The sequence below is a fragment of the Candidatus Methylomirabilota bacterium genome, assembly GCA_036005065.1.
Lineage (GTDB): Bacteria > Methylomirabilota > Methylomirabilia > Rokubacteriales > DASRDR01 > DASYQW01.
In genome coordinates this window covers 1-21,354 of record DASYQW010000011.1, presented here as the reverse complement: position 1 = coordinate 21,354, position 21,354 = coordinate 1, and the positions used below count along the sequence as shown (strand labels likewise).

Below are 21,354 nucleotides of genomic sequence, written 5' to 3'. Positions count from 1 at the left end.
GCGAAGCCGCCGCTCGGAGCGGAACACCAACCGTCGGCGGCTGAGCGAGCCGTGGCGCGCGGTCGATTCGAAGCTTCTCACCCTGATCGGCGAATGTAGCGACGTGGTCAGGGCCATCGGCGATGCCCCCCCGGTGGGGGAGAGGGAAATTGGAGGCAGATCCTCTGGCTGCCCGCTCCCGCTACTTTCCCGGGGCGGTCGACCGCCGGCGCTGCTCGAGGCCCCGGAGGACCCGTTCGGCCTGCTCGAGGTTCCGCCGAGCATTCACGTGCTGGGGGTCGAGCTCCAGGGCGAGCCGCCACTCGGCGATCGCCTCCTCCAGCTTCTCCTCCCGATAGAGACGCAGCCCCTGGTTGTAGTGCTGGAGGACGAGCCGGTCCCGAGCCTGGCGCAGGAGCGCCGCCGTGTCCTGGTAGGTCGGCGCCAGCCGGGCGAGCTGGGTCAGTGTCTGATAGGAGTCCGCGTACCGCTGCTGCTGGAGCTGAGCCTTGCCGAGGCCGTAGAGGATCGCCTTCTTGAGGTCGAGCCCCTCGGGATTCTGGGGGTTGCCGGCCAGGAGCCTGTCCACGTCGGCCAGGGCGACCGCGTACTCGCCCTTCCCCAGGGCTTCGCGGGCCTCGAGCAGCAGCGGGTCGACCTCGACGGGCTCGGCGGGCGGCGCCGGCGGGCGCGCCTCAACCGGGACGAAGGGCACGCCGGGGATCTCGGGGATGCGCAGCGCCCTCCCCGGCACGAGGCGGGCATTGGGCGCGAGCTGGTTCGTCTCCGCGATGACCTCGGCCCGCGAGCGATCCCCGTAGTACCGCTCGGCGAGCGCCGGCAGGCTATCCCCGCGCCGCACGGTGTAGGTGACGAACCGGACATCCTTCACCTGATTCTGGAGCGCCTCGAAGGCGATCGCGTTGCGCGGATCCAGGGCCAGCGCCGCCAGGAAGTGCCGGCGGGCCTCCAGGTGGGCGCCCCGCGCGAGCGCGTCCCGACCCTGCCGGACCCGGTCGGCCGTCGCCCGCTCGATCCGGCTCTCCACCGCGTCGCGCCGCACGCGGGACGTGCGGTCGTTCGGATTGATGGTGAGCGCGATCGCCCACTCGTCGCGGGCCCGCAGGAGGTTGCCGTCCCGCTCGAGGCCCTCGGCCTTCGCCCGATGAGCGGCCACCAGGGCCTCGGTCGAAATCCGCGGGGCGGCCGGCGTGACCTCGGGCCTCGCGGTTCTGGAGGCGGGCGCTGCGCAGGCCCCGACGGCCAGCGCGAGGGCCAGGCCCGTGAGCGCGGCGCGAGGGCTCACCTGGCGGGTTCCTGGCTGAAGATGGTCAGGTTCTTCACGAAGTCGGCGAGGCTCATGTCCGCGTGGATCTGGCTCCGGTGGGCCCTGAACGGGGACACGAACGCCGGGTTCCCCTCCCGGCGCACGGTGAACGCCGCCGTGTACCCGAACTCCCTGGCCCTCTGCATGAGGCTCTCGTCGTGGTAGCCGTAGGGGTAGGCCAGGATCCGCGCCGACCGCCCGAGATAGCGCTGGAACAGGGTCTGGGGATAGCCGAGCTCCAGCTGCATGCGCCGGCCGTACTCCTCGTCCGACTCGCCGGGCTTCCGCCGGAGGTCCCCGTGGGTCTTGGAGTGCGCCTGGACGTCGAAGCCCTCCAGGGCCAGGCGCCGGAGGTCTTCCCAGCTCAGCGCGTTGCGTCCGGCCCCGACGTAGTCCGTGTAGACGAAGAGCGTGGCCATGAACCCCAGCTCCTTCAGGAGCGGGTAGGCGTACTGGAGGAAGGACTTGTAACCGTCGTCGAAGGTGATGACGACGGCGCGGCGGGGGAGCTGGCGCTTGAAGGACATGAAGTCGTAGAGCTCGCTGAGGCTCACGACGCGATACCCCTGGGCCTTGAGGTACCGCATCTGCTCTTCGAATGTCTGGGCGGCGAGGACGAGCCGGCCCTTCGCCTCGGGGCCGATGTTGTGGTACACGAGGACCGGCACGATCTGGTACCCGGAGGGATCGACCGCGGCCAGGTTCCAGGATCGCTTGGGGATCACCACCTCCTGACCAGGGGAGAAGCTGGCCGTCCCGTTGTAGTCCTCGATCACCCAGGCCTTGGTCGGGTCTCCGAGAAGCTTCTCGGCCAGCCGCTCCGCCGTCTCTCCCGCCTTGGCGAAGGTGACGATGAACTCGTCGGACTCGAAGATCTCGGGGAGCGGCGCTGGACCAGCCTCGGGCGTCACCGCCAGGGGGGAAGCGGGCTCGGGCGCCGGTGCGGCGGGGCCCGATTTCCCGCCGGGCGAGGGCGTGGCCGCGGGGGCGGTCGGCGTCTTCGGCGGAAATGCTCCGCAGGCCGCCACCAGGAGTCCCGCGCCCGCCGTCGCGAGGAGCCGCGTGAGGGGCCCGGGCTGGCGCGCCCGCGCTCGGTCCCTCACGCGACGGGCACCAGCCCCAGCACCTCGAAGGCCTCGACCGACTCTTCCCGGCCCCTCACCTTGAGGATGCCGAGGGTGCGCGCCTCCACCAGCCGTTCCACCCGTTCATGCGTCCGCCGGCTGATCAGGATCTGGCCGGCCCTGGCCTCCGACTGGAGTCGGGAGGCCAGATTCACGCTGTCACCGACGACCGTGTACTCCATGCGGTCCTCGGTGCCCACCGTCCCGGCCACCACCTCCCCGGCGCTGACGCCGATGCCGACCGTCACCCGGGCCTTCCCGTCCCGGACCCGCTTCTCGCTGAGCTCGAGGACGCCGGCCTGCATGGCCAGGGCGGCCCGGATCGCCTGGATGGCATGATCCGGGTGCGCGATCGGCGCCCCGAAGATCGCCATCACGCCATCACCGAGGAACTTGTCGAGGGTCCCGTCGTACTTGAAGGTGGTGTCGATCATCAGGGTATAGAACTGGTTGAGGAGCAGGACGACCTCCTCCGGCGGCAGGTGCTCGGAGAGGCTGGTGAAGCCGCGCATGTCGCAGAAGAGCACGGTCACGTCGCGCCGCTCCCCCTTCAGCACCAGGTGCTCCGGATCTTTCAGGATCTCGTCCACCACCTCCCGGGCCACGTATCGGCTGAAGGCCCGCTTGATCATCTCCTTCTCGCGGAGGCTCTTCGCCATCCGGTTGAAGGACTCCGTCAGGACGCCGATCTCGTCTCGCGCCGCGATGGCCAGGGAGACCTGGAAGTTCCCGGCCGCGATGGCCCGCGTCCCCTCCACGAGCCGCAGGATCGGACGCGAGAGGACGCCCGAGAGGGCCACGGCCCCGCCGATCCCGACCAGCATCATCACACCGCTGATCAGGATGGCCTGGTTCCGGGCCTTGGCGACGGCGGCTTCGATGGACCGCTGGCTGAAGCCGAGGTAGAGGGCGCCGACCGGGACCTTGCTGAAGACCAGGGGGACGGCGAAGTCGATGAGCCGGCCGAGCTTGGGGTCGGCATATGTCTGGACCAGGAGCTCACCGGCGAGGGGCCGCAGCTCGCCCGGCCGCTCGACCGGCCGCCCGATGAGGCCGAGGTCGCGGTGGGCCACGATCCGCGCCTCGTGATCGACCATGATGACGTAGGCCACGTCGGGGTCCTGCAGGGCCTCCTTCACCAGGAGGGTCAGGGTGAGCTCGTCGTTCGTCAGGATGGGGTTCTTGGCGCTGGCGGCCAGGTGGGTGGCGATCGTCAGCCCGCGCTTGGTCATCTCGGCCGTCAGCTCCCGCTGCGTCTGGCGGAGCTGGATCGCGCTGACCAGGAGGACGGTGGCGACGAGGAGGACGGTGATGAGGAGGCTGAGCTTGGACGTAAGCGACAGGCCGACTCGAACCTCCTCCGCCCCGGCAGCCGGCTGGCCCTCCGCCATCGCTCCCTCCCGTCCCCGACGGCTCTCCGGGGACCCTTGAACGTATCATGGAGCCCGCCGCGTCCGTCAATGGTCCCCTCGGTGAACCGTCGTGATCGCGGCCAGGCGACGGGCCGGACAGTCCCGAGCCCAGCAGCGGCGGCACTGGACGAAGTAGTGGTCCAGGCGCGCGGTTCGCCCGATGCCGACCAGGAACGAGATGCTCTTGGCAGGCCGGAGGGTCCCGCCGGGCTCGGGCCACACGCCCGCCTCGCCCGCCGGACAGAGTCCGAGCAGGAGCGACTGCTCGGTGAGGCCGAAGCCGGCGAGCCCGGGGCTGATCCGGTTGGTCACCGCGAGCCCGGCCGCCACGCCGAGCTGGCAGAGGTAGTCGTTCGCCCACTCGGCGAGGCACTCGACGGCGGCCGAGGCGGCGCTGTCGAGAAGCGTCGCGCCCAGGAAGTCGCCGGCCTCCCGGCGCGCCCGGACCCGGTCCTCCGCCGCCTCCCCGATCGTGGCAACCCCGACGGTCACGGCATCCACCGCCCCCCAGTGACGGCCGATGTCGGGGATGTGGAGGCGCGGGCCATCGGCCAGGGTCAGCGTATCCGGTCCCGCCTCGGTGACGGCGACCGTCCGATATCCGAGTCGCGGCTCGATCAGCGCCGCCGCCTCTCGGCCGGCCGCCTCGAGCCGCGTGGTGAGCTCGGACGGCGCCAGCGGCAGCGGAGGCTTGTACGCCTGGAAGGCGCGGACCTCGGCGGGGTCGATACGGAGGGGAACCCGTCGCAGGACGACCGGCGCGGGGTCGAGCAGCGGGGGCGCCCCGCTCACGGGGGCTCGTTGTCCACCCTGACGATGCGGAACACCGGGTGGCGGGGGGCTTCGGCGGCGAAGGTGTCGAGCCCGGAGGCCGGCCTGACGTCGAAGAACGGTCGCGTGATCGGCACCTGCGTCAGGTATCGCCGCAGGATCGGCGCGGCCTCGGCCGGCTCCAGCTCGAAGACCGTCACCCGCTCGGATCGACTGCCTCGGCTGAGCATCACCTCGCCGGCGGCTCGAGCGTTGCGTACCCAGCCGACCTCGCCGTAGGGCGCGACCAGCCAGCGCAACCCGCCTTCTTCCACGAGGGTCACCGGCGTCGAGTGGGGACGCCCGGTGACGCGCCCGCGGACCGTCAGGAGGTACGTGCGCGGCGGCCCCAGTCCCCAGCGGAGCAGGGCGCGCACGAGCACGTTCGCCACCCGGCGCCAGCAGCCCAGTCGGTACGTCGCCGCCATCGTGCCTGGGCGGGCCCACCGGTTCCCATGCGGCGCGGGCTACCGGATGAGCTTCGCGTACTGGTCGAGCAACGGGAGAATCGTGTCGCGCCCCTCGGAGGGCAGGCGCAGGATCGCGCGGGTGACGCCGGCCGCCGCGTAGCGGTCGAGCGTGGCGGCGTCCGGCTTGGCGCCGAAGACGGACACCGAGATCGTCTTCATGTCGCGGCCCGCGCGGGCGGCCCGGGCCCGGAGGTCGTCGAGCCCGGCCAGGATGGCCGCCTCTCCGGCCCGGCCGCGTGGAAACCAGCCGTCGCCGAACTCGACCACGCGCCGGAGGGTGTGGCCGCTCTCGCCGGCCAGCAGGACGGGCGGGTGCGGCGTCTGGACGGGCTTGGGGTACAGCCAGATCGGGTCGAAGTTCACGAACTCGCCGTGGAAGGCCGCCTCGTCCTGCGTCCAGATCGCCTTCATGGCCAGGACGCGCTCGCGCATGAGCCGGAAGCGCGTCTTGAACACGGTGCCGTGGTTCTCCATCTCGTCGGCGTTCCAGCCGGCACCGATCCCGAGCAGGCAGCGTCCGCTCGAGAGGAGGTCGAGGCTCGCCACCTCCTTGGCGGTGATGATCGGGTCGCGCTGGATGATCAAGCAGATGCCGGTTCCGAGGCGGAGCCGCGTGGTGACCGCAGCGGCGGCGGTCAACGCCACGAAGGGGTCGAGGGTGTGCATGTACTCCTTGGGGAGCGCGCCGCCGCCGGGGAACGGCGTCCGGCGGCTCACGGGGATGTGGGTGTGCTCGGGCAGGAAGAGCGACTCGAACCCGCGCTCCTCCAGGGCGCGCGCCAGCTCGTCGATCCGGATCGCGTAGTCGGTGGCGAAGATGAAGGCGCCGGTGTTCATACGCTCTCCTCGCGTGTGAGACGATGACGGGCGTCCGGGGCGACGACCCCGAGAGCCCCCGGCCGCGATCTACCGCCGCTGGCGGGCGCGGACCGTGTCGGCGATGAGCCGGATGTGCTCCGGCGTGGAGCCGCAGCACGAGCCGACCACGTTGCAGCCGGCGTCGAGGAGCGCCGGGTAATCGCGGGCCATCTCCTCGGGGCCCAGCTCGTAGGTGACACGGTCCCCGGTCGTGATCGGGAGCCCCGCGTTCGGGTACGCCACCAGCGGGGCGTCGGTGACGGCCCGCATCTCGCGGATGATGACGATCGCCCGGTCCGGCCCCCGGCCGCAGTTCATCCCCACCACGTCGGCACCGCCGGCCATGAGCTTCTGCGCGACCTCGCCGGGACTCTCGCCCCACATCGTTCGGTCCCGGTCGTGGAGGTCTTCGTACATGAAGAACATGGTGGCCATGACGGGGAGCCCGCTGGCGTCTTTACAGGCCCGGATGGCGGCCAGCGCCTCCTCCGGGTACATCATGGTCTCGACCGCGAACAGGTCCACGCCGCCCTCGGCGAGAGCCTCGGCCTGTTCCCGGAAGCTTTCGTAGAGCTCCTGCTCGGTGACGTCGCCGTAGGGCTCCACGATGTGGCTGGTCGGGCCGATGGACCCCGCCACGTACCCCGGTGGCGGGCAGACCTCCCGGGCCAGGCGCGCCCCTTTCTCGTTCAGCTCGCGCGTCCGCTCGGCGATCTTGTAGGCGCCGAACTTGAGCCGGGTGCCGCCGAAGGTGTTGGTCTCGACGAAGTCGGAGCCCGCCTGGAAGTAGGCCTGGTGGATCCCGCGGACGACGTCGGGATGGGTATCGTTCCAGAGCTCGGGGCAGGCGCCGTCGAGGAGGCCGGCCGCGAACAGCATCGTCCCGTACCCCCCGTCGAAGACGAGGAGGTCCCCGCTCCGGACCCGCTCGAGCCACTCCTTGCCCCTGGACGTAGGACCGCTCACCGCCTCTGGGCGGCGCCTTTCACCGGCGCCCCGGTCAGTTCCTTGGCCTTCACGACGGCCAGGGTCGAATCCCTGGCGTAGCCGTCGGCCCCGATCTCGTCGGCGAACGCCTGGCTCACCGGCGCCCCGCCGATCATCACCTTGACCCGGTCGCGGAGCCCCGCCTTGGTCAGGGCGTCGATCGTCCGCTTCATGGCTGGCATCGTCGTCGTCATGAGCGCCGAGATCCCGACGATGTTGGCGCCATGTTCCTCCACGGCCTTGCAGAACACCTCGGGCGCCACGTCGCGGCCGAGATTCACCACGCGGAACCCCGCGCCCTCGAGCATCATGGCCACCAGGTTCTTCCCGATGTCGTGGAGGTCGCCCTGCGCGGTCCCGATGGCGACGGTACCGAGATACTCGCTGGTGGCGGCGGCCGTGATCAGCGGCTTGAGCAGGTCGAGCCCGGCGTACATCGCCCGCGCCGATAGAAGCACCTGGGGCACGTAGTACTCGTTCCGGCGGAATTTCTCGCCGACGACGTCCATGCCCGGGATGAGGCCCTTGAAGATGATCTCCTTGGGATCGAGGCCCAGGTCGAGCCCTTCCCGGGTCATCCGGCCCACGGTGTCCTTGTCGCCCAGGATCAAGGCGCGGGCGATCCGCGGGTAGTCGTAGGTTCCGTCCTTGCCGCTCGCCATCGTTCTGGCCCTTTTGTATCACGGGCGACACGGCCCGACAAGGCGTCAGCCCGTCCCCGGAGGCTCCACGACCGCCTTGTCTTCGCGCCGCGGGTCGTGGGCCAGGAGATCCTCCTGCTTGCTCCAGAGGACGCACAGGTCGGTCAGCCGACACTCCGGCATACACGGCTCGGCGTGGACGACGACGTGGGAGCGGGGGATCGTCCGCTCGATCTCTTTCTCGATGTGGTCGACGAGATCGTGGGCCTCGCCGAGCGGGAGGTGCCGGCACAGCACCACGGAAAAGTCGATCTGCCGCTGGGAGCCCGACCGGCGGGTCCGGAGGTCGTGGAAGGAGACGACGAATTTGTGGCGATGGATGACGCGCTCGATCTCGCGCTGCTCGTCCACGGGGATGGCCGCGTCCATCAGGTCGGCCACCGACCGGGCCACGATCAGGTAGGCCGACCGCACGATGATCACGCCGATCGCGATCGCGATGAGCGGATCGAAGACGGTGGCACCCGTGAGCCACAGGAGCACGAGGCCGGCCAGCACGCCGGCGTTGGTCCAGACGTCGGTCGCGTAGTGGAGGGAGTCGCACAGCAGCACCACCGAGTCGGTGCGGGCGGCGACCTGCCGCAGATGGCGCGTGATCAGCCAGCTCACCCCCATGGAAGCCGCCATCACCCCGACGCCCCACTCGGTGTTCTCCGGGCGCGTACCCAGGAGCAACCGGCGGACCGCCTCGTAGATGACCCAGGCGCCCAGCCCGGCGATCACGGCGGCCTGGACCAGCCCGGCGAGGTTTTCGACCTTCCCGTGGCCGTAGGGGTGGCCTTCGTCGGCGGGCGAGTCGGCGATCCGGATGGACAGGAGATTGAGGGTCGAGATCAGGACGTCGATGAGGGAGTCGATGGCCGAGGAGATGAGTCCGATCGAGTTCGTGGCCAGGCCGGTGCCGAGCTTCAGCGCGGCCAGGCTGCCGGCGCCCGCGATGGCGACCGTCTCGGCCCGAGCCTTCGAGGAGCCGGCGCTCGCCCTCATGCTCTCATGATAGCAGTCCGGCCGCCCACAGCTCCCGCAGCTCGTCCAGCGACCGGACGGTGAGGTCGGCGCGGCCCGCGCCCTCGCCGTCGCCCGACGGATCGAGCCAGACCGTGACCATCCCGGCCGCGCGGCCGCCGGCGACGTCGGTGGCCAGGCTGTCGCCTACCATCGCGGTCTCGCTCGGCCGGCACCCCAGCCGCTCGAGCGCGCTGTCGAAGATCGGCCGGTGGGGCTTGCCGACCACCACCGGGCGCGCGCCCCCCGCCACCGCCACCGCCTCGGCCAGGGCGCCGCAGCCGGGGTCGAACTCGTCGGGGCCGACCGGCAGCCTCGGGTCGAGGTTGACGGTGAAGAACGCGGCCCCGGCGGCCACGGCACGCGAGGCCGCCCGGAGCCGCCCGAAGTCGAAGGCGGGGTCGTTCCCGATGGCGACCGCCTCGGCCTCCGGCCAGGCCTCGATCGGAACGACCGTGTGCCCGGCCGCCTCGAGGACCTGGCGCATCTCGTCGGTGCCGAGCGCCAGCACCCGCACGCCACCGATCCGACGGCGGATGGTCTCCCCGAGCAGCTCGAGCGCGGAGAGCACGTCGGTCGGGGAGGCCGGAATGCCGAGCCGGCTCAGCCGCGCGCTGAGTCCGGCCGCCAGCTCGCGCGAGCTGTTGGTGACGAACACGACCCGGCGGCCGGCCAGCCGGAGGGCGCGCACCAGCTCGGCGGCGCCTGGCAGGAGAATCGGGCCGGCCCAGATGCAGCCGTCGAGGTCGAACGCGAAGCCGCGCAGCGTGGCGAGCGTCATCGGGCGCATCCTCCGTGAGGAGGGCGCTGGACCCGGGGGGCCGCGAAGCACCCCTGGCGCGCCCACGCTCGGGATGATACCCATCGGCGTCCACCGGAACAACCGGCCGGGACGCCTGGTATCATGCAGGCAAGGCGGGCCCGGACGGGGGTTCCGCCGGTGGCGGGCTGATGGTGGCATGGTCGGTGGCGCTCGCGGCAGTCGGCGTGCTGATTACGCGCGCGGCGGTCGGCTATGTGCGCCGGCGGCCCGGGGGCGGAGCGATGCGGTTCTGGCTGCTGGGACTCCTCGCCCTCCTCCCGGCCTGGCTCGTCGCCTTCGTCGCCCTGCTCGGCGCCTCGCCCACCGGGCTGCCCGAGACGGGCGGGGCGGCGAGGGCGTTCGTCACCTCGTCGGCCGCCGCGCTTCTCGGCGCGATCCTCACCGACCATGCCGTCCGGCGCCTGGACGCGTCGGGGGGCGGCGACCGCCCGCTGACCTGCTGGCTCCTCGGCGTGGCGGCGCTCGTGCCGGCCTGGCTTCTCGCGCTTCTGGGGCTCGGGTGGGCTCGGCCCTGAGGGCGGCGGCGCCACCGGGGCTGCCGCTGGCCAGCGTACAATTGCACCCGCGCGTGAGCGCGGGACGAGGAGGACAGCCGTGAGTGACCGACGTCCGCCAGCCGAGCCGCCAGTGGGTCTCTCCCGTCGTGCCTTCATGATCCACGTCGGCACGGCCGCCGCCCTCCTCGGGGGAGGCGTCCCGGTGGTAGCGCAGACCCCGGCGCCCTCGATCCCCGGCAAGGAGAAGCTGATCGTTCGCAGCCCGCGGCCGCTCAACCTCGAAACGCCGCTCAAAGAGCTTTCGACCGAGATCACGCCCCACGAGCTCTTCTTCGTCCGCAACAACTACGACGGGCCGGAGATGGACCCGGCCCAGTACGTTCTCAAGGTGGACGGCGAGGTCGAGAACCCGCTGACGCTCCGGCTCGACGACTTGCGGCGGATGGAGCAGGTCACCCACACGATCACCCTGGAGTGCGCGGGCAACGGCCGGAGCTTCCATACCCCCAAGGCGTCAGGCATCCAGTGGGAGTACGGCGCGGTGGGCACGGCCGTCTGGAAAGGGGTCCGCCTGGCCGACGTCCTCCGTCTGGCCAGGCCGCGGCCCGGCGCGCGGCACGTGGTGCCCAACGGCAACGACGCGCCGCCGACCCCGCAGGCGCCCGACTTCATCCGGAGCCATCCGATCTGGAAGGCGATGGAGCCGCACACCATGATCGCGCTCGAGATGAACGGCCGGCCGGTGCCGCACCTCCACGGCGGCCCGGCGCGGCTCATCGTGCCCGGCTGGATCGGCTCGGCCTCCATCAAGTGGCTGACCGAGATCACCCTGGCCGAGAAGGAATGGAACGGCCCGTTCATGCAGCGGAGCTATCGGTCGCCGCGCGTGGACGACCCCCAGCAGACCTACTCCCTCCAGTCACTCGAGTGCAAGTCCGTCATCGTGAGTCCGCTGGACCGGGCCCAGCTCACGGCCGGCGCCCAGGCCGTCTTCGGGTTCGCGTGGGCCGGGGAGGGCGCGATCGTGGCGGTGGACGTCTCGTCCGACGGCGGGCAGTCCTGGAAGCCGGCCACGCTCACCGGGGCGGAGCAGCGCTTCGCCTGGCGTCGCTGGGAGCATGCCTGGGACGCCCGGCCGGGCGCGCACACCCTCATGGCGCGCGCCAGCGATTCGCTCGGGCGCTACCAGCCCCTGAGCCGGCCGCCCGACCCCCAGGGCTACCGCTGGAACGTGATCCACGCCGTGCGGGTCAATGTGGGGTAGGCGGGCGGCTCGGCTCCTCGGCGTCCTGCTGGCCGGCTTCGCGGCGGGAGGAACGGCGGGCTCGCTCGCTGCCCAGGGCAACCCCCTGCCCGCCGGCAAGCACATGGAGCTCGTGCTGGGGAGCTGCATCATGTGCCACGCCCCGGAGATCCTGGCCCAGCAACGGCTGGACCGGGGCCGCTGGGAGACGATCGTCGACCGCATGATCACCTACGGCGCCCCCATCACCCCCGACACCAGGCCGCTGATCCTCGAGTACCTGGTGACTTACCTCGGGCCCTGACCATTTGGCTTGACCGGGCGCCTGACGGGAGGCGTATACTGAGATCATCAACGACGCGGGCGATGGAGTTCGCCCTCTAAACCGCGGCCGGCCGCTGATGACTCCTACTGGGTTGTGCCCGGTGGGAGTTTCTGATTCCGGGCTCCCACCGGGGCCCGGATTTTTGTTTGGGGGCTGGGGCGACCCGACGGCACGTGCGACAGGAGGCGCAGTAGGAGGCCAGACGATGGCGGAGCAGGATCGCAAGAGGAAGGCGGCGTCCGAACCGGAGAAGCACGACGAGGCTCCGGCGGCCAACCCGAAGGTCGCCGAGAAGGGCGCGGCCCTCAAGAAGGGCCTCGACAAGGTGCTCGACGAGATCGACGGCGTCCTCGAGGAGAACGCCGAGGAGTTCGTCAAGAGCTACGTCCAGCGCGGCGGAGAATAACGATCGGTGGATCTGGACCGCCTGCTGGGGGACCTCGGCTGGCGCTCTCGGGGCCGTCCCAGCAAGTTCATCGCCTACTTCCACCTGCTCGACGCCTGCGGGAAGCCCCGGTGTCCGGTCTGCCGCTGCCTCCACGAGACGACGTTCCGGGCGCTGGACGGACTCCTCTACGAGCAGGTTACGGACCCGGCGACCCGGGGGATCCTCGACCGGTCGTGGGGCTTCTGTGCCTGGCATGCGTGGATGTCGACCGAGGTCGGGAACGCCGGCCTCGGGATCGCGATCATCTATCAAGACCTGCTAGGCCGGCTGCGCGACCGGCTGAACGGCACTCAGCGAGAGCTACGCGAGTCCCCGGTCCTCGGGGTCTGGCGCCGCCTCTTCGGCCGGCGCCCGTCCGTCGGCTTCCTGCGCGCCCGGGCCACCCGACGCCGATGCCCGCTCTGCGAGATGGTGGGGAGCGCGGAGACAGGCTACCTCCAAACGCTCCTCGACCACATTCAGGACCCCGACTTCGATCGGGCCTACGCGCGCTCGACCGGGGTCTGTCTCCCCCACCTCACGCTGGCGCTCGCGCGATTCCCCAGGCACGCGGGGGCGGTGCTCCTCCTCGGGCAAGCGCTCCGCAGGCTCGACCGGCTCGCCGAGCACCTCGCCGGCTTCATCGGCAAGCACGATTACCGGAAGCACGCCCCCTTCACCGACGAGGAGGCCGCCTCGTGGACGAACGCCCTCGACTTCGTGGCAGGGCACCCGAAGCTCTTCGGAAACGAGATCCCGCGGTCCCTCACGCCTGCGCCGACTGATCAAGCGCCCCGAACCCCCGGTCCCCCCGAGTCGAACCCGACCTCCGCCGAGTCGGCCGACGCCTTGCGCGAGCGCCTCGAAGCCCTGGCCTTCGAGACAGGGCGACTCGAGCTTCGGCTCCGGGAGCTGACCCGACCGCTCGGCGACGAATCGAGTCGGCAGCCCTTCACGACCGGCTCTGGTCGGTGAACGAAGGGCTGCCGGAAGACGCGGCCTGAGCGTCATCCGGCCCACCCGATCGCGAACGGAGACCTGAATGGAAAACGCTTACATCGCCATGGTGGCCGGCATCCTGATCCTGCTCGCCAGCATGGCCTCGGTGGAGCTGGGCCTCTCGGTGGCGCTCATCGAGATCGCCTTCGGCGTGGTCGCCGGCAACGCCCTCGGCCTCCACACGACCCCATGGCTCGACTTCCTGGCGGGCTTCGCCGGCATCGTGCTCACGTTTCTGGCGGGGGCGGAGGTCGATGTCGCCCTCATGCGGGAGAAGCTCAAGGAGAGCCTCCTGATCGGCGGGATCTCGTTCGTCACCCCGTTCGTCGGCGCCTGGGTGTTCTGCCAGTACGTCCTCGGGTGGTCGCTGCCGGCATCCCAGCTCACCGGCGTCGCGCTCTCCACGACGTCCCTGGCCGTGGTCTACGCCGTCCTCGTCGAGACGGGACTCACCGCCCATCCGATGGGCAAGCTCCTCATGGCCGCCACCTTCGTGACCGACTTCGGCACGGCGGCCGCCTTGAGTCTCCTCTTCATCCGGCCGACGTGGTGGCTGGTGGTGTTCGTGGTGATGTCCGTCGCGATCATCGTCATCATGCCGCCCCTCCATCGCTGGTTCTTCGCCCGGTACGGACGGCGCGTCATCGAGCCGGAGATCAAGGGAGCCTTCGCGGCCCTCCTCGTCCTCATGTACTTCTCCGAGGTGGCCCAGAGCCACGCGGTCCTGCCCGCCTTCATCCTCGGGCTGGCGGTGTCCCACGTCTTCGAGCAGCACCGGGAGGAGCAGCGCCGCTTTCGCGTCGTCGCCTTCGCGTTCCTCACGCCCTTCTTCTTCCTCAAGGGTGGCATGAACGTCTCCCTCGGGCTCGTGTGGGCCAACCTGGGGCTGCTCGGCATGCTGTTCCTGGTGAAGCTCGTCACCAAGACGGTCGGTGTCTACCCGCTCTCGATCCGCTATCTGCCGGCGCGCGAGGCCATGTTCACGACGCTCCTCATGAGCACGGGGTTGACCTTCGGCACAATCTCGTCGCTGTACGGGCTCCGCGCCGGCATCTTCGACCAGGCCCAGTTCTCGGTGATCGTCACCGTCGTCGTGCTGAGCGCGATCGTGCCGACGTTCATCGCCCAGCGGTGGTTCGAGCCCCGGCGGGTGTCTGAGGGCGGGGCCGGCGCCCCGGCCCGGGCGGTGCTGGTTCCCGACTCGGAGCGCCAGGGGAAAGGAGGCTAGGCATGTTCCGGAAGATCCTGGTCGCCTACGACGGGTCCGAGGGCTCCCGGCGGGCGCTCCGGACCGGGATCGAAATCGCGAGGCGCTTCGACGCCGAGCTGTACACGCTCTCGGTCATGGAGCATCTCCCGCACTACGCGGCCACCGTGGGCGAGGTCAAGGAGGCCCAGGCCGAGTTCGAGGAGTTCTTCCGGAATCTGACCAAGCAGGCCCGGGACCTCGCCGCGCTCCAGGGCGTCGAGCTGGAAACCCTAGTCAAGCCGGGCCACGAGGTCGAGACGATCGTGACCTACGCGAAGGAGGGCGGCTTCGACCTCCTGGTCGTCGGCTTCGTCGGGCACTCGAACATCTGGGGACGGATCATGGGCAGCACCACCCAGAACCTGAGCCGGCTCGCCCCGTGCAGCGTGATGATCGTGAAGTAGCCGTGCTCCCGATCCCGGGCGCTACCCCGTCGGGCCTGAGCTCGACACGCCGCGGTGGCGCGCGCCCGCCCCGAGATCCTCCGCGATCCGCAGCAACTGGTTGTACTTCGCCGTCCGTTCGCCCCGACAGGGCGCGCCGGTCTTGATGAACTCGGCGCCGACGGCGACGGCGAAGTCCGCGATCGTCGTGTCCTCGGTCTCGCCCGAGCGATGCGAGACGACGATGCGATACCCGCCGGCGCGCGCCGCCCGGATCGCCTCCAGCGTCTCGCTCACCGTACCGATCTGGTTCAGCTTGATCAGGACGGCGTTGGCGATCCCCCGGGCGATCCCGTCCCGAATCAGCTCGGGATTCGTGACGAACACATCGTCGCCCACCAGCAGGACCTGCTGGCCGAGCGCCTCGGTCAGCCGCGTCCAGCCTTCCGCGTCCGCCTCGCCGAGGCCGTCTTCGATGCTGACGATGGGGTACGCCTGGACCAGCCGCCGGTACCACTCCACCATGTCCCGGGCCGACAGGCGCCGCCGCCGGCGCGCGCCAGCACGTACGCCCGGTCCCGGTGGAACTCGCTGGCCGCCGGGTCCAGCGCCAGCGCCACCTCCACGCCGGGTCGGTAGCCGGCCCGCTCGATCCCTCGAATGATGCACTCCAGCGCGTCTTCCACGGAGCGGAGCGCGGGCGAGAACCCGCCCTCGTCCCCGACGGCGGTCGACAGGCCCCGCTCGGCGAGGACCTCGCGCAGCCCCCAGTAGCTTTCGGCGGCCGCCCGCAAGGCCTCGGCGAAGGTGCCCGCGCCGATGGGGACGATCATCAGCTCCTGGAAGTCGAGGCCGCCGGCCGCGTGACGGCCGCCGTTCACGACGTTCAGCATCGGCACCGGCAGAAGCGGCTCGGCCTCGATGGTCGGACAGCCGCGAGAATCCAGGATCTCGCGCGCTCGCAGCGTCCGGATTGTCAGCTTGCGTCTCACGGGAAGCCTCCGGCGGTCAGGGTGAAGCGGTCGCGCGGATCACCGCCCACATCGCGCCGGCGAAAGCGACCAGCACTCCGATCCCGGCAGCCGCGGGATAGGCCCAGCTCGGGAGAGCGACCGTGACCCGCCCGACCGCGACAACGAGGGCCAGCCCGGCGGCGGCGGCGAGGGCCGCCGATCCGATCCAGTGACGCACCTGCCCCCGGACCACGGCGGCATCCAGGGCCGCTCCGCGGAAGCGGGCGGCTAAGTCGCTCACGTCGAGGAGCAGGGACAGGACGATGCCGAGCGCCAGCGCGGTGAGGAAATCGGGCGGCGCGGATCGGAGCCACAGGGCGAGCGTGTACTGGATCACCCCGAGACCGGCGCCCGCTGTCACCATTCGGGGGGACCGGCCAACGATCCCGCCCGCGCACAGGACGCCGGCCGCCGCCCCCAGCGCGGCGACGGCCCCTATCGGGGCGGCCAGGATCGGCAGCCCGACGAGGGCCAGACCGAGAAGGGTCGCGAGCGGACGCATTAGCCGGCCACCACCATGCGCCGGCGGTGTCCCCCGAGCGAGGCGAGCGCCAGCTCGACCGGCGCATCCGGCGCCCACTCGAGGACGACGAGCCCGCGCCGACGCAGCTCGGCAAGCTGGGCGCGCCGCTCCAGGGCCCAGAGCCGACAGGTCAGGTCCGTCAGTGGCGTCGGCGCGAGCGCGGCCCGCGTGAGGTCGATGGGGGAAACCGACAGCACCACGAGGTCGAAGCCCCGGGCGGCGAGGTCCCCCACGGCGTCGAGGAAGCGCGGGTCGAGCAGCGGGCTCAGGGCGATGACCAGGGCCTGGGGCGGGAGCACCCGAGGGGGAACCAGGCTCAGGTCCTTCCGGATGTAGGTGAAGAGCGGCTGGGCGGCCACCAGCCCATCCAGCAGCCGCTCGAGCTGGGCCGGGCCGGAGCCCGGCCTGACCCAGCGGATCACCCCGCCGTACTCGATGAAGCCGACCCGGTCCTTCCGGGCGAGGTACGCCCGCGCCAGCGAGGCCGCCGCCCGCACGCAGCCGTCGAGGCTGGTCTCGGGGGCAAGGCCCACCTGGCTCAGCGTATCGAGCATCAGCACGACGTCGGCGTTCCGCTCCTGCTGATACTGGGTGACGTAGAGCGCGCCGAGCCGGAGGGAGGCGCGCCAGTTCACGTGCTTGACCCGATCGCCGGGGGCGAACGGCCGGATGTCCCCGGGCTCGAGTCCCGCGCCGAAGGTCGGGGAGACGTAGTTCCCGACCGAGGTCTGGGTGCGGAGCGGGCGAGGCACCCGGCGGAGCGGGACCACCCGCGGGTACACCCTGACGGGCTTCGGATCGAGGTGGCGGCCCTCCAGCACCCGGAGCCCCGATCGCTCCCAGATCCGGGCGTGCACGGTACCCAGGCTGAAGTGGCCGCGCTCCCGGCAGCGAACCTCGTAGGTCCATCGACCGCGCTGGCCCGCCTCGAGCGCCAGGACCGCTCGGTTGAGGCCCGACACCACCTCCACGGACGAGGGCAACGGCTCCGCCAGCTCGAGGAGGGGGACCGGCGAGCGCGCGGTCAGCGTCACCGTCACGACCAGTCGATCGCCCTCGAACACCCGCTCGGCCGACACCTCGTAGTCCAGGTCGTAGGCCGGCGGCGTCGGGTCGCGCGCGCCGGCGACGAGCTTGAGCAGCAGCGGCAGGGCGACCAGGAGCAGCTCCGCCCGGCCCGCGAGGACCGCGAGGAAGAGCGCGAGCGCGACCAGGCTCAGGGCAGAGACCGTGAGCCCAGTGCGCCGGGCGGTCACGAGGGGTCGGCCTTGGGGGTCGGGACCTGGCCGAGGAGATCGCTCACCACCTGAACGCTGGACACCCTGGAGACCCAGAGCTCGGGCCGGAGGATCAGCCGGTGAGCCAGGCCCGGAACGGCCATCTCCTTGACGTCGTCGGGCGTCACGAAGTCGCGACTGCGGAGGGCCGCCTGCGCCCGCGCGAGCTTCAGCAGGGCGAGTGCCCCTCGGGGCGAGGCTCCGAGCGCCACACGGCCGTCGGCGCGCGTCGCGCGGACCAGGTCCACGATGTACCGCTCGATCGCCTCGCTCACGAACACGTCCTCGAGCGCGGCCTGCATGGCCAGCAGCTCCGTCCGGGAGATGATGGTGGGCACGCGCGCGGCGTCCTCCCGCCGCTGCCGGCGCCGGGCCAGGATCTCCCGCTCTTGCTCGGGATTCGGATACCCGATCCCCAGGCGCATGAGGAAGCGGTCGAGCTGGGCCTCGGGGAGCGGATAGGTGCCTTCCAGCTCGATCGGGTTCTGGGTGGCGATCACCAGGAACGGGGGATCGAGCGGGAACCGGTCGCCTTCGACGGTGACCTGCGCCTCCTGCATCGCCTCGAGGAGCGCCGCCTGGGTCTTGGGCGTCGCCCGGTTGATCTCGTCGGCGAGGAGCAGGTGGGTGAAGACGGGGCCCCGGCGGAACTCGAAACGCCCCTGCCGCTGATCGTAGAGGAAGCTGCCCGTGATGTCGCTCGGGAGCAGGTCGGGCGTGAACTGGATGCGCTTGAAGTCGAGGTCCAGGGTCTGGGCGAAGAGCTGGGCGATGAGCGTCTTGGCCAGACCCGGGTAGTCCTCGATCAGGATGTGCCCGTTGGCGAGGATCGCGGCGAGGATCCGCTCCAGCACGTCCTCTTTCCCGACGATGACCTGCGCGAGCGTGGCCAGGACGTCCCGGCTCCGGCCGGCCAGCGCGTCGATCTTCATGTCCGCTCCTCGATCCCGGCGATCAGGGCTCGAAGGGTGGCGAGCGGCGGGCCCCGCCGGAGGAGCCGCCGCCCGCCGGGCCGGGCCGGGCAGGTCGCGGGCGGGCCGCCGGGTCGCCGGGCCGCGAGGTCGAGGAGCCGCGGCCACAGGACCTGCGCGAAGTACCCGTGGCTCCTCATGCTGATCCGGATCTCCTCCCGGAGCGTCACGAAGATCGGGGCCAGGTGTGACTCCACGGGCACCCGGGCCAGGGCCCGCTCGAAGGCCGAGGGGGGCTGGGCGGCGATCTGCGCCCGCACTTCTCCTCGCAGGTGGATCAGCGCGACGCCCAGGACCGCGGCGACGGCCAGCCGGACCACCACCGGCTTGGCGCTCGGCTCGACGGCGAGGTAGAGAGGGGTCGCGGCCAGCGCCAGGAGGCCCACCAAGACCGTGTACCCTGCGAGAATCCCGGGCCAGCGACGCTCAGGCGGCGGGGGCACGGGACTCGGCCCTTTCCAGGGCCGCTTTGATCTCGGTCAGCGACCCGACCGCGTCGTCGCGCTCGGAGGGTCCGACCGGGTGGTGGCTGAACCGCGAGAGCTCGAAGAGCCGCGTCACGGTGCACACCGCCCCCAGCGGCAGCGGCAGCCGACTGAGCGCGATCCGCATGAATTCGGTCGGGGTCTCCCAGGGGGCCCGGGGGAATCCGGATCGGGCGAGCCACTGCTCGAAGCGCCGATAGCACAGGATGATGGCCCGTCGCGCATCGGGCTCTCGCCGAAGGTCGTCCAGGCTCGCCTCCACCGCCTCGAGCAGAGGCTCGGGGCGACCGGCCGCCGCAGGCCTGGCCCACCACCGGGCCAGCCGATCGTCGAGAAGGATCCACAGCACGAGGCCGAGGCTCACGAGTCCGGCGAGGACGGCCAGCGCCGCGACGGCGCCGCTGAACGCCGGGAGTGACGCGATCGGTGGGAGCGAATCCGGCCGAGCGGGGGCCGGCTCGCCCGGCGGGGCGGAGGGAGCCCCGAGAACCAGTCCGGCGACCCCTTCCCTGAATGGCGCCCAGTCCACCCACCAGAGCGCCACCAGGGCTCCCACGGGCGTCAGGGCCGGCACGCCGAGGAGCAGCAGGAGCCATGGCGACACCCTCGGAGGCTCGTAGTAGAGCTGGAACTCCTCGTCCCCTTTCCGCCTCCACCGGACCCGGCGGGGTAGGAGCAGCGCGAGAAACACCAGAATGGCCACCGAGAGCAGCGCGAGGACCAGTGTCGTCAGCCACTCCGGCAGGCCGAGGACGAGCCGCGCCGCCGGTCCCCCAGCCGCCCCGCTCCGGGACCCCTCGAGGGCCGCCAGCGCGAAGGCGAGCCCGCCCAGCGCCGCGCCCCCCGACGCGACGACCGGCGTCCATCCTCGGAGACTGCCATGCGGCCGCCCGATCGGACTCACCGGCCGCTCAATTCCCACTCCCGGCGGCGGGCTCGGCGGCGAGCGAGCGGAGAACGTCGCGCCGGTCGACCAGCCCGCGCGGGCGGCCGGCCCCGTCCACGACCACCAGCCGCTTCACCTGGTGCTGCGTCAGGATGGAGCACGACGCCAACCGGCGACGCTCTGCCGGACCTCCTCACTGATGGTGACCCGGGCCCTCGACTGACCGGGTCCGGAAGCGACCATGCGCCTTGCACTTCGAACAGGAAAGGGCTCCCTCAGCAGGAGCCTTGAGACACGAAACCCCTACCGAGCTTTTCGGTAGGGGTCATTAGCCGCCCGTGGGGCAGCGGTTAGGAGGCGAACCCCATCACCCGATGGAATTGTGGTCCCAGCCCGCTGCCCGTGTCAAGCCAATCATTCGCGAGTCATGCGGGCAAATTTGAGGGAAGGAATCCCTTGAACGGCGCACCCGGCAGCCAGCCACCGGGCGCCGGTAGGAAGAACCCCGGGCGACCGTACCGACGGAGCAACCCCGCCGTGACGGCGGCCAGGCTCGCGGAGCTGAGCCGTAACATGGTTCTCTGCGGCGCTGGCCGCGCACCGCGACTTGCCGCCCGCCTCGGCGGCGTCTTGCTGTCTGGACGATGGCCACGCAATACGTCACCGGAATTATCTTCCTCGTCCAGCGGGAGGAGGTCCCGGCATCGCATCTCTTCCGCGGGTCGCCCGTGCCTTCGGATCGCTGGTCACGCGATGAGCGATCTCCGCGGTGAAGATGTTGTTGTACAGGTCTTCCCCAAAGCTCGTGGGTAATGGTTCTCCCTCAATCAATTTGAATGTTCGGGCTCCATCGGCTTGGCGTCCGGCTCGCAGAAACAGGACGTTTTCCATACTCCTCTCATAGAAGCCATGCGCCAACTCATACATATGCGTCACATAAAGGGTCCTCACGCCCTTTTCCAATAGAGCCGATATGATCTGCCGCGCGATCTCCGAACCCTCCCGCTCGTTGGTCGCCGCGAACGATTCATTGAACAGAATCATGGAATGCGATGCGATGAGGTCGACGATTTCGCTCATGCGCCTGAGCTCCTCGTCGAACTTTCCGCTTTCCATGCTGACATCTTCTTCTCGCTTGTAATGCGTGAATAGACCGTCGCAGAGGCTCGCCCGGAAGGACTCTGCAGGCACGAACATCCCACACTGCATCATCAGTTGGGCCAAGCCGACGCTCCGAAGGAACGTCGATTTGCCCCCCGTGTTCGGACCGGTGATGATCAGAAGGTTCTTCCTGTCAGCATTCGCCTCGTTGCCGACTACTCGTCGGTCGACGCTCAATGTGAGACCAACGTCGTATAGCCCGCGAAACGATAATCGCCGCTCATCGCCAGCCGCCGGCAACGGGATGCACGTGGGTTCTCCCTTTTGCACAAGCTCTTCGTGCAGATTGACGCAACCGACGTAGAACGCGAGTTCCGCCCGCAGCATGCCGAAGAAATCGCGCACATGGTCCGCGGATTGGCCGAGCGCGTTGGCGGCCAGGCCGATACCCCGATTTCGAAGCGCCGCCAGCGCCTGGG

At 70.7% G+C, this 21,354-nt stretch carries 26 protein-coding genes and 2 riboswitches; of the genes, 7 read left to right on the top strand and 19 right to left on the bottom strand.

Annotated features, from left to right (window positions below; genetic code table 11):
* Window positions 1-181 precede the first annotated feature (181 nt).
* From VGW35_00550 to VGW35_00505, 10 genes are all read right to left on the bottom strand, one after another.
* A complete protein-coding gene (locus VGW35_00550) occupies window positions 182-1,285 on the bottom strand; it encodes a tetratricopeptide repeat protein (GenBank protein HEV8306126.1) in 1,104 nt (367 codons plus the stop codon).
* Window positions 1,282-2,409 (bottom strand): polysaccharide deacetylase family protein, encoded by a 1,128-nt coding sequence (locus tag VGW35_00545; GenBank protein ID HEV8306125.1) that lies wholly within the window; start codon window positions 2,407-2,409, stop codon window positions 1,282-1,284. Before VGW35_00545 ends, VGW35_00550 begins: the two co-directional genes overlap by 4 nt.
* A complete protein-coding gene (locus VGW35_00540; GenBank protein ID HEV8306124.1) occupies window positions 2,406-3,821 on the bottom strand; it encodes an adenylate/guanylate cyclase domain-containing protein in 1,416 nt (471 codons plus the stop codon). The genes VGW35_00545 and VGW35_00540 overlap by 4 nt, the downstream gene beginning before the upstream one ends.
* A 66-nt stretch (window positions 3,822-3,887) precedes the next feature.
* On the bottom strand, window positions 3,888-4,634 hold the full coding sequence (locus VGW35_00535) for a hypothetical protein (GenBank protein ID HEV8306123.1): 747 nt from the start codon (window positions 4,632-4,634) through the stop codon (window positions 3,888-3,890).
* Window positions 4,631-5,080: a nitroreductase family deazaflavin-dependent oxidoreductase gene (locus VGW35_00530; protein ID HEV8306122.1), complete on the bottom strand. Its 450-nt coding sequence runs from the start codon at window positions 5,078-5,080 to the stop codon at window positions 4,631-4,633. Before VGW35_00530 ends, VGW35_00535 begins: the two co-directional genes overlap by 4 nt.
* Window positions 5,081-5,119: 39 nt before the next feature.
* Entirely contained in the window at window positions 5,120-5,959 is an 840-nt protein-coding gene (locus VGW35_00525) for an LLM class F420-dependent oxidoreductase (protein HEV8306121.1), read from the bottom strand.
* Between the two features lie 69 nt (window positions 5,960-6,028).
* Window positions 6,029-6,946: a homocysteine S-methyltransferase family protein gene (locus VGW35_00520; protein HEV8306120.1), complete on the bottom strand. Its 918-nt coding sequence runs from the start codon at window positions 6,944-6,946 to the stop codon at window positions 6,029-6,031.
* Window positions 6,943-7,629, bottom strand: a complete 687-nt coding sequence (locus tag VGW35_00515) for a corrinoid protein (protein ID HEV8306119.1) — start codon at window positions 7,627-7,629, stop codon at window positions 6,943-6,945. The genes VGW35_00520 and VGW35_00515 overlap by 4 nt, the downstream gene beginning before the upstream one ends.
* Window positions 7,630-7,674: 45 nt before the next feature.
* Window positions 7,675-8,655, bottom strand: coding sequence for a cation diffusion facilitator family transporter (locus VGW35_00510; protein HEV8306118.1), 981 nt, complete (start codon window positions 8,653-8,655; stop codon window positions 7,675-7,677).
* A gap of 4 nt (window positions 8,656-8,659) precedes the next feature.
* Window positions 8,660-9,454, bottom strand: coding sequence for an HAD-IIA family hydrolase (locus VGW35_00505; GenBank protein ID HEV8306117.1), 795 nt, complete (start codon window positions 9,452-9,454; stop codon window positions 8,660-8,662).
* A gap of 170 nt (window positions 9,455-9,624) precedes the next feature.
* Here VGW35_00505 and VGW35_00500 point away from each other — a divergent pair, with 170 nt between their 5' ends.
* From VGW35_00500 to VGW35_00470, 7 genes are all read left to right on the top strand, one after another.
* On the top strand, window positions 9,625-10,011 hold the full coding sequence (locus tag VGW35_00500) for a hypothetical protein (protein ID HEV8306116.1): 387 nt from the start codon (window positions 9,625-9,627) through the stop codon (window positions 10,009-10,011).
* 79 nt (window positions 10,012-10,090) lie between these two features.
* Entirely contained in the window at window positions 10,091-11,257 is a 1,167-nt protein-coding gene (locus tag VGW35_00495; protein ID HEV8306115.1) for a sulfite oxidase, read from the top strand.
* Complete coding sequence (locus tag VGW35_00490) at window positions 11,247-11,540, top strand: hypothetical protein (GenBank protein ID HEV8306114.1); 294 nt, start codon at window positions 11,247-11,249, stop codon at window positions 11,538-11,540. Before VGW35_00495 ends, VGW35_00490 begins: the two co-directional genes overlap by 11 nt.
* Before the next feature lie 49 nt (window positions 11,541-11,589).
* Window positions 11,590-11,654: riboswitch (Fluoride riboswitch) on the top strand.
* A gap of 112 nt (window positions 11,655-11,766) precedes the next feature.
* Window positions 11,767-11,967 carry a ubiquitin-like protein Pup gene (locus VGW35_00485; GenBank protein ID HEV8306113.1) on the top strand — a complete coding sequence of 67 codons (201 nt, stop codon included), beginning with the start codon at window positions 11,767-11,769 and terminating at the stop codon, window positions 11,965-11,967.
* Window positions 11,968-11,973: 6 nt separating this feature from the next.
* On the top strand, window positions 11,974-12,963 hold the full coding sequence (locus VGW35_00480) for a DUF6062 family protein (GenBank protein HEV8306112.1): 990 nt from the start codon (window positions 11,974-11,976) through the stop codon (window positions 12,961-12,963).
* 67 nt (window positions 12,964-13,030) lie between these two features.
* On the top strand, window positions 13,031-14,215 hold the full coding sequence (locus VGW35_00475; protein HEV8306111.1) for a cation:proton antiporter: 1,185 nt from the start codon (window positions 13,031-13,033) through the stop codon (window positions 14,213-14,215).
* Window positions 14,216-14,217: 2 nt separating this feature from the next.
* Window positions 14,218-14,640, top strand: a complete 423-nt coding sequence (locus VGW35_00470; GenBank protein HEV8306110.1) for a universal stress protein — start codon at window positions 14,218-14,220, stop codon at window positions 14,638-14,640.
* Window positions 14,641-14,661: 21 nt separating this feature from the next.
* On the opposite strand, the gene VGW35_00465 is transcribed toward VGW35_00470, so the two are convergent.
* The 9 genes from VGW35_00465 to VGW35_00425 all read right to left on the bottom strand — a co-directional run.
* Window positions 14,662-15,144 (bottom strand): hypothetical protein, encoded by a 483-nt coding sequence (locus tag VGW35_00465; GenBank protein ID HEV8306109.1) that lies wholly within the window; start codon window positions 15,142-15,144, stop codon window positions 14,662-14,664.
* The gene (locus VGW35_00460) at window positions 15,048-15,611 is read right to left on the bottom strand and encodes a hypothetical protein (protein HEV8306108.1); all 564 of its coding nucleotides are present in this window, start codon (window positions 15,609-15,611) and stop codon (window positions 15,048-15,050) included. The genes VGW35_00465 and VGW35_00460 overlap by 97 nt, the downstream gene beginning before the upstream one ends.
* 16 nt (window positions 15,612-15,627) lie before the next feature.
* Window positions 15,628-16,134, bottom strand: a complete 507-nt coding sequence (locus VGW35_00455) for a hypothetical protein (GenBank protein ID HEV8306107.1) — start codon at window positions 16,132-16,134, stop codon at window positions 15,628-15,630.
* Window positions 16,134-17,411 carry a DUF58 domain-containing protein gene (locus VGW35_00450; GenBank protein ID HEV8306106.1) on the bottom strand — a complete coding sequence of 426 codons (1,278 nt, stop codon included), beginning with the start codon at window positions 17,409-17,411 and terminating at the stop codon, window positions 16,134-16,136. The genes VGW35_00455 and VGW35_00450 overlap by 1 nt, the downstream gene beginning before the upstream one ends.
* Complete coding sequence (locus VGW35_00445) at window positions 17,408-18,364, bottom strand: MoxR family ATPase (GenBank protein HEV8306105.1); 957 nt, start codon at window positions 18,362-18,364, stop codon at window positions 17,408-17,410. Before VGW35_00445 ends, VGW35_00450 begins: the two co-directional genes overlap by 4 nt.
* Window positions 18,361-18,789 carry a hypothetical protein gene (locus VGW35_00440; GenBank protein HEV8306104.1) on the bottom strand — a complete coding sequence of 143 codons (429 nt, stop codon included), beginning with the start codon at window positions 18,787-18,789 and terminating at the stop codon, window positions 18,361-18,363. The genes VGW35_00445 and VGW35_00440 overlap by 4 nt, the downstream gene beginning before the upstream one ends.
* 40 nt (window positions 18,790-18,829) lie before the next feature.
* Window positions 18,830-19,792 (bottom strand): DUF4129 domain-containing protein, encoded by a 963-nt coding sequence (locus VGW35_00435; GenBank protein HEV8306103.1) that lies wholly within the window; start codon window positions 19,790-19,792, stop codon window positions 18,830-18,832.
* A gap of 7 nt (window positions 19,793-19,799) precedes the next feature.
* Window positions 19,800-19,943 carry a CBS domain-containing protein gene (locus tag VGW35_00430; protein HEV8306102.1) on the bottom strand — a complete coding sequence of 48 codons (144 nt, stop codon included), beginning with the start codon at window positions 19,941-19,943 and terminating at the stop codon, window positions 19,800-19,802.
* 143 nt (window positions 19,944-20,086) lie between these two features.
* Window positions 20,087-20,155, bottom strand: a riboswitch (Fluoride riboswitch).
* A 288-nt stretch (window positions 20,156-20,443) separates the two neighbouring features.
* Window positions 20,444-21,354 (bottom strand): DNA mismatch repair protein MutS (locus VGW35_00425; protein HEV8306101.1); only part of this gene is annotated, 911 nt, incomplete at its 5' end.

What these genes read in the sequence shown, in the direction of transcription:
- VGW35_00505 (HEV8306117.1), bottom strand. Translation starts at nt 9,454, where the DNA reads ATGACGCTCGCCACGCTGCGCGGCTTCGCGTTCGACCTCGACGGCTGC.
- VGW35_00515 (HEV8306119.1), bottom strand. Translation starts at nt 7,629, where the DNA reads ATGGCGAGCGGCAAGGACGGAACCTACGACTACCCGCGGATCGCCCGC.
- VGW35_00525 (HEV8306121.1), bottom strand. Translation starts at nt 5,959, where the DNA reads ATGAACACCGGCGCCTTCATCTTCGCCACCGACTACGCGATCCGGATC.
- VGW35_00455 (HEV8306107.1), bottom strand. Translation starts at nt 16,134, where the DNA reads ATGCGTCCGCTCGCGACCCTTCTCGGTCTGGCCCTCGTCGGGCTGCCG.
- VGW35_00500 (HEV8306116.1), top strand. Translation starts at nt 9,625, where the DNA reads ATGGTGGCATGGTCGGTGGCGCTCGCGGCAGTCGGCGTGCTGATTACG.
- VGW35_00465 (HEV8306109.1), bottom strand. Translation starts at nt 15,144, where the DNA reads ATGGTGGAGTGGTACCGGCGGCTGGTCCAGGCGTACCCCATCGTCAGC.
- VGW35_00475 (HEV8306111.1), top strand. Translation starts at nt 13,031, where the DNA reads ATGGAAAACGCTTACATCGCCATGGTGGCCGGCATCCTGATCCTGCTC.
- VGW35_00540 (HEV8306124.1), bottom strand. Translation starts at nt 3,821, where the DNA reads ATGGCGGAGGGCCAGCCGGCTGCCGGGGCGGAGGAGGTTCGAGTCGGC.
- VGW35_00490 (HEV8306114.1), top strand. Translation starts at nt 11,247, where the DNA reads ATGTGGGGTAGGCGGGCGGCTCGGCTCCTCGGCGTCCTGCTGGCCGGC.
- VGW35_00470 (HEV8306110.1), top strand. Translation starts at nt 14,218, where the DNA reads ATGTTCCGGAAGATCCTGGTCGCCTACGACGGGTCCGAGGGCTCCCGG.
- VGW35_00510 (HEV8306118.1), bottom strand. Translation starts at nt 8,655, where the DNA reads ATGAGGGCGAGCGCCGGCTCCTCGAAGGCTCGGGCCGAGACGGTCGCC.
- VGW35_00445 (HEV8306105.1), bottom strand. Translation starts at nt 18,364, where the DNA reads ATGAAGATCGACGCGCTGGCCGGCCGGAGCCGGGACGTCCTGGCCACG.
- VGW35_00485 (HEV8306113.1), top strand. Translation starts at nt 11,767, where the DNA reads ATGGCGGAGCAGGATCGCAAGAGGAAGGCGGCGTCCGAACCGGAGAAG.
- VGW35_00530 (HEV8306122.1), bottom strand. Translation starts at nt 5,080, where the DNA reads ATGGCGGCGACGTACCGACTGGGCTGCTGGCGCCGGGTGGCGAACGTG.